The organism is Tissierella simiarum, assembly GCF_018917865.1.
Taxonomy (GTDB): domain Bacteria; phylum Bacillota; class Clostridia; order Tissierellales; family Tissierellaceae; genus Tissierella_C; species Tissierella_C simiarum.
Window position 1 is genome coordinate 144,005 of sequence record NZ_JAHLPM010000011.1, and the last position, 6,779, is coordinate 150,783.

The 6,779-nt window shown below is 29.5% G+C and carries 5 protein-coding genes, 3 tRNA genes and 1 other annotated feature; all 8 genes read left to right on the top strand.

What is annotated here, in order from left to right; genetic code table 11:
- The first annotated feature begins 6 nt into the window (after window positions 1-6).
- The 8 genes from hslO to thrS all read left to right on the top strand — a co-directional run bounded on the left by hslO (window position 7) and on the right by thrS (window position 6,656).
- Complete coding sequence (gene hslO, locus KQI42_RS13655; protein ID WP_216520720.1) at window positions 7-882, top strand: Hsp33 family molecular chaperone HslO; 876 nt, start codon at window positions 7-9, stop codon at window positions 880-882.
- Between the two features lie 42 nt (window positions 883-924).
- A tRNA-Phe gene (locus tag KQI42_RS13660) sits at window positions 925-1,000 on the top strand.
- 52 nt (window positions 1,001-1,052) lie between these two features.
- A tRNA-Gly gene (locus KQI42_RS13665) sits at window positions 1,053-1,127 on the top strand.
- Window positions 1,128-1,185: 58 nt separating this feature from the next.
- Window positions 1,186-1,260 (top strand) — tRNA-Cys (locus KQI42_RS13670).
- Window positions 1,261-1,317: 57 nt separating this feature from the next.
- The gene (locus KQI42_RS13675; protein WP_216520721.1) at window positions 1,318-2,064 is read left to right on the top strand and encodes a DUF6873 family GME fold protein; all 747 of its coding nucleotides are present in this window, start codon (window positions 1,318-1,320) and stop codon (window positions 2,062-2,064) included.
- A 66-nt stretch (window positions 2,065-2,130) separates the two neighbouring features.
- The gene (gene ytxC / locus KQI42_RS13680; RefSeq protein ID WP_216520722.1) at window positions 2,131-2,985 is read left to right on the top strand and encodes a putative sporulation protein YtxC; all 855 of its coding nucleotides are present in this window, start codon (window positions 2,131-2,133) and stop codon (window positions 2,983-2,985) included.
- Window positions 2,986-3,093: 108 nt separating this feature from the next.
- Entirely contained in the window at window positions 3,094-4,404 is a 1,311-nt protein-coding gene (gene hisS / locus KQI42_RS13685; protein ID WP_216520724.1) for a histidine--tRNA ligase, read from the top strand.
- Between the two features lie 90 nt (window positions 4,405-4,494).
- Window positions 4,495-4,693: a binding site (T-box leader), on the top strand.
- A 52-nt stretch (window positions 4,694-4,745) separates the two neighbouring features.
- Window positions 4,746-6,656 carry a threonine--tRNA ligase gene (gene thrS, locus KQI42_RS13690; protein WP_216520726.1) on the top strand — a complete coding sequence of 637 codons (1,911 nt, stop codon included), beginning with the start codon at window positions 4,746-4,748 and terminating at the stop codon, window positions 6,654-6,656.
- The last annotated feature ends 123 nt before the right edge of the window (window positions 6,657-6,779 follow it).

Here is a 6,779-nt window from a genome sequence, read left to right on the forward strand (position 1 = left end):
ATAGATATGGAAGATTATATAATCAGAGGGATAGATGAAAAGGGAACTATTCGTATATTTATAGCTTCAACAACTAACTTAGTGGAAGAAGCAAGAAAAATTCATAATACTTCTCCTACAGCTACAGCGGCTTTAGGAAGATCATTAACGGCTGCTGCCATGATGGGTGCAATGATGAAAAATGATAAGGATATATTAACTTTTAAAATATCAGGTGATGGTGCTTTAGGAAATATAGTAATAGTAGCTAACAACAAAGGCGGAGTAAAAGGATATGTTGATCATCCTTATGCTGATGTGCCTAGTAGAGAAGATGGAAAATTAGATGTAGGTACTCTAGTTGGTAGAAATGGAACTATTACTTCTATTATGGATTTAGGTTTAAAAGAACCTTATGTTGGTCAAGCGAGATTAGTATCTGGTGAAATTGCAGAAGATTTAGCTCATTTATACTCTTTATCTGAGCAGCAGCCTTCAGCTGTTAGTCTAGGAGTATTAGTAGATAGGGATATATCTGTTAGGGCAGCAGGTGGATATATAATACAATTGTTACCTGGCGTATCTGATGATGATATTACTAAAATAGAAACTACTTTAAGTAAAGTAATGCCTATTTCAACCTTAATTGATAAAGGGTTAGCACCTGAAGATATTATGGAAGAATTACTAGGTCAATTTAATATGGAAGTATTAGATAAAATAAGTGTTAAATATAATTGTGATTGTTCTAGAGAAAAAATAGAAGGTGTTATTATAAGTCTTGGGAAAAAAGAGATAGAGGATATAATTGAAGAGGATGGTAAGGCTGAGGTTGTATGCCATTTCTGCAATAAAAAATACCAATTTTCAAAAGAAAATCTAAAAAGTTTAATTAATAGTTGACAATTGGTCAATATTCATGTATACTAACAATTGTGATATCTAGCCCAGATAGCTCAGTCGGTAGAGCAGAGGACTGAAAATCCTCGTGTCGGTGGTTCGATTCCGCCTCTGGGCACCATGTAAGAGATGGCTGTAGATATTACGTTAAGTCAATGAAAATAGGGTATTAAGCGGAAGTGGCTCAGTGGTAGAGCATCGCCTTGCCAAGGCGAGGGTCGCGGGTTCGAATCCCGTCTTCCGCTCCAATAATATATTCCGCAGAAAATATCTGATAGTTCTTGGAAAGGACTTCGCATTATATGTGGCGGCATAGCCAAGTGGTAAGGCAGAGGTCTGCAAAACCTTTATTCCCCAGTTCAAATCTGGGTGCCGCCTCCAGAAAACCTTCTATGTAAATAGAAGGTTTAATTTTTTTGTAAAAGTGCGGTGATTGTTTTGGACAAAAATCCATTTATTCCTTTAAAAACTGCTGATTTAGTAATAGTTGATGGAAGAGTAGATGAAGAAATATTAAATAACTTAAAGAGATTAAATTTAAAAGTTATACAGACTATAAAATGTAAAGAAGTTGAAGATTCTATTTCTTATCATCCTGATATAGTAATACATCCAATAAATAATAATACATTATTAATTGCTCCCAATGTTTTTGATTATTATGAAGAAAAATTTCATGGCTTGGGTATAAAAATAATTAAAGGAGAAAAATTTTTACATAGGAGATATCCCGATGATATTGCATATAATGTAGGGAGACTCAAAGGAATTGCCATACATAATTTTAAATATACTGACGAAAAATTAAAGTATTATTTAGAAAGAGAAAATTTAAAATTAATAGATGTTAAACAAGGCTATAGTAAATGTTCTATGGCTATAGTAGGAGAAATGTCAGCTATAACTTCAGATTATCCGATTTATGAAAAATTAACATCTATTGGCTGTAAAGTTTTATTAATTCAGCCCGGACATATTTTATTAAAAGGACAAAATTATGGATTTATTGGTGGAACTACAGGAAACTTATCAGAAGACACTATTATTATTTCAGGATCATTATGCTCCCATCCTGAAGAGAAGAAGATATTAGATTTTATTAAAAAAAATAATAAAAAAGTCGTTTTTTTGTCAAAGAAAAAAATAGTAGATATTGGTACGATAATTAGTCTATATTGCCATTAGAGTAAGTCTTTAAGTGGTATATACATATGGTTAGAGCACATACTACTAACAGAAGGGAGTGATACAATGGAACCTATAAAAATCGGAATTAATAAGGATTTAGAAAAAGTAAAAGAAATAATAGATAGTTATTCTTTTGAAAGAAAATTGAATATAGAAGAAGAAAATTATAATGATAGAGATATATTCTCTTTTTCTATAGGCAAAAGAAAGACTTATGATGAATTAATTTTATACGATAATTTAGCTCATATAGTACAGGATATTATAATAAAAGTGTATGCAAAATATTTAATTGTCTATAGAGTAAATAAAATATGCACTGATTTTAATATTTCAGATAGAGAAGAAATAATTGTATACTCTCATAATATGCTTATGAATAAGAATTATTTTGTAAAAGAAAAACAATTTTTAAATGGAGAAATAGTTAATTATTTAATTGAAAATAGAACATTACTTGTTGATGGATATCTACGTTTTAGATTAAAAGATTTTAATTTTTTAATAGATAGAGCTATAGAAAAGAGTATTGAAGAGTTAACGGCAGAAAAAGAATATAAAGAGTTTATAAAAATATTACAGTATTTTATTGATATTCAAGAACCTAAATATGACTTAGTAAATGTAATATTATGTGACAATGATTATAGGCTTATGGATGAGAATAATAAAATTATAGAAAATGATTTTTTTAGTGATATTATAAATGAACTATCTTATGAGGGAATAAGTAAGGATGACTTACTTATCAGCTCATTAATAGTAATTGCACCAAAAAGACTGGTGGTCCATATAGATGAAAAGGATAAGGACAAAGAAATAGTAGAAGTACTTACAAATATATTTAAAGAAAGAATAAATTTTTGCTTGGGTTGCGATGTATGCAAAGTTAAGATTAAAATGAAAAAAGGAAAATAACAAGAAGTTGAATAGTCAGCTTCTTGTTTTCTGATAAATATAAATTATTTGAAAAATATTTTCTAAATGGTATTATAATAATAAAGATTACATATTTGGAGGGTTATTATGAGTGAAAATATTGTTAAGCCATCTATTCTTCCAGGTTTTATGGAATTGACACCATCAGATCAAATATTATTTAATAGAATGTTAGATATTATAAGAAAAAATTATGAGAAATTTGGATTTCTGCCAATAGATACTCCTATTATAGAAAAGTCAGAAGTGTTACTTGCTAAGGGAGGAGGAGAAACAGAAAAACAAATATATAGATTTGAAAAAGGGGATACTGATATGGCATTAAGGTTTGATTTAACAGTACCTTTAGCCAGATATGTAGCTCAACATTTTTCTGAATTAACTTTTCCTTTCAGAAGATATCAAATTGGAAAAGTTTATAGAGGAGAAAGAAACCAAAAAGGTAGATTTAGAGAATTTTACCAATGTGATATAGATATAATAGGGAATGGTACTTTAGATATAATAAACGACGCAGAAATACCTAGCATAATATATTCCACATTTAAAGATTTAGGTTTTGATTCTTTTACTATAAAAATAAACAATAGAAAAATATTAATGGGATTTTTCCAATGGTTAAATATAGACGATCTAACTTTAGTTTTAAGAGCTATTGATAAATTAGATAAAATTGGTGTTACTGGAGTTGAAAAAGAGCTTAAAAGTATAGGATTAGAGGAAGAAAATATAGAAAAGATAAAAGAATTTATAAAAATTAAAGGATCCAATGTAGAAATAATAGAAAGTCTAAAAATGCTAGAAATAAGAAATGAGATATTTGAAGAAGGTCTAAATGAATTAGCTTTGGTAAATAAATATATAAAACTTTTTGGCGTTCCAGAAGAAAATTATAAAATTGATTTAACTATAGCTAGAGGATTAGATTATTATACAGGAACTGTATATGAAACTTTTTTAAATGATTATCCTTCAATAGGTAGTATTTGTTCTGGAGGAAGATATGATAATTTAGCTACTTATTATACAAAGCAAAAATTACCAGGAGTAGGGATTTCTATAGGACTTACAAGACTTTTCTATCAATTAATGGAAGCAAATATAATAAAAGCTATGGAGAATTCACTAACTAAAGTATTGATAATTCCTATGGAAAACTATATAGAAAAAGCCGTAGAAGCAGCCACTATATTAAGAAAAGAAGGTATCAATACTCAAATATATATAGAAGATAGTAAAGTAGGGAAAAAGTTTAATTATGCAGATAAATTAAACATACCTTATGTAATCGTAATTGGACAAGAAGAGGTTGAAAGTAATAATTATTCCTTTAGAAACATGAGTACAGGAGAGCAAAGAATAATTGTTATGGAGGAAATATTATCCTGTTTAAAATAAGTTTTATTTGGTATAAATAAGTATAAATAAAGCCTTGACAAATAGTATTATAGAAGTTAGAATATATAATCAAATAAGTAAAATTAAATATTAAAGGCATAGAAGGGAAGAGTAAGTTATTATTTCCTTAAAGAGAGGGGAAACCTTGGCTGAAAATTTCCCCAAGTGAAAAATATCTGAAGACCACCCCTGAGCCGTATCTCAAGCTTTAGCGAAAGATATCCGCATATATAGCGTTATTTAAATTAAGAAGCAATTAGGGTGGAACCACGAACCTTTCGTCCCTACAATTTTTGTAGAGATGAAAGGTTTTTTTATATAGAAATATGAGGAGGGTTAATATGGAAAAGATTAAAATAACTTTACCAGACGGGGCTATAAGAGAATATGATAAAGGTGTAAGTGTATACGATATTACCAAAGATATATCAGAAGGTCTAGCGAGAGTTGCTCTTGGAGCAGTAGTAAATGGTGATATAAAAGGAATGCAAGAAACAGTAGAAGAAGATGCAACATTTAAAGTAGTAAAATTTGAAGACAAAGAGGGAAAATTAATATTTTGGCATACATCAGCCCATATAATGGCACTTGCAGTACAAAAATTATTCCCAGGAGTTAAATTTGCTATAGGACCTGCCATAGAAAATGGATTCTATTATGACTTTGATACAGAGCATAGATTTACTCCAGAAGATTTAGAAAAAATTGAGAAAGAAATGGCTAATATAGTTAAAGAAGGACATGTACTAAAAAGATTTATCATGTCAAGAGATGAAGCCTTAGAGTATTTTAAAGAACGTGAAGAACCTTATAAGATTGACTTAATAGAAAACTTACCTCCAAATGAAATAATTTCTTTCTATACTTTAGGAGAATTTACAGACCTTTGTGCTGGTCCACATCTTTATGATGTAAAGAAGGTAAAAGCAATCAAACTTCTAAGTATAGCAGGAGCTTACTGGCGTGGAGACGAAAAAAACAAGATGCTTCAAAGAATTTATGGAACAACTTATGAAAAGAAAAAAGATTTAGAAGAATATCTTAACAGATTAGAAGAAGCAAAGAAAAGAGATCATAGAAAATTAGGTAGAGAATTAGATTTATTTAGTATGCATGAAGAGGGTCCCGGTTTTCCTTTTTTCCATCCAAATGGTATGGTGTTGAGAAATATATTGGAGGATTTTTGGAAAAAAGAACATGTTAAAAGAGGTTATGGAGAAATAAAAACTCCACTAATATTAAACGAAGCATTATGGCATCAATCTGGTCACTGGGATCATTATAGAGAAAACATGTATTTTACAAATATTGATGATGGAGATTATGCTATAAAGCCAATGAACTGTCCTGGTTCTATTTTAGTATATAAATCAAAGATGTATAGCTATAGGGATTTTCCTTTAAGATTAGGAGAATTAGGATTAGTTCACAGACACGAGCTTTCAGGAGCCTTACATGGATTAATGAGAGTTAGAAGCTTTACTCAAGATGATGCTCATTTATATATGATTCCAAGCCAAGTAAAAGAAGAACTAATTAAAGTAATAGAATTAGCAGACTATATATATAGTGTATTTGGATTTAAATATCATGTAGAATTATCTACAAGGCCAGAAAACTCTATGGGTTCTGATGAGCAATGGGAATTAGCTACAAATAGTTTAAAAGAAGCTTTAGAGGAAAAAGGAATTAAATATATTTTAAATGAAGGCGATGGAGCTTTCTATGGACCAAAGATAGATTATCATCTTGAAGATGCTATAGGCAGGACTTGGCAATGTGGAACAATTCAACTTGATTTCCAAATGCCAGAAAGATTTGATTTAACTTATATAGATAAGGATAATGAAAAGAAACGTCCTGTTATGATTCATAGAACAATTTTGGGTAGTATGGAAAGATTTATGGGAATATTAATAGAACATTACGCAGGAAAGTTTCCAGTATGGCTTGCACCAATTCAGGTTACAATTCTTCCTATTTCTGATAAGTTTAATGATTATGCCTATGAATTAAAGAAAGAGATGAAAGAGAAAGGTCTTAGAATAAAAATAGATGATAGGGCAGAAAAGATTGGATATAAAATAAGAGAAGCTAGACTTCAAAGAATTCCTTATATGCTAATAGTAGGCGAAAAAGAAGTAGAAGAAAGACTTGTTTCTGTTAGAAAAAGAGATGAAGGAGATAAAGGTCAAATTAAAGTAGATGAGTTGATAGATGAAGTAATTAAAGAAATAGAGGAAAAGAGGTAGATAATGATATGATACTTCCAAAGTAGACAGTTTAATTAATTTAAAATAGACTATCTACTTGGAGGTATTTTTTATGGGAAGAAAACCAAAGTATAGTAAAGAAATAAAGATTAAAGCATGTAA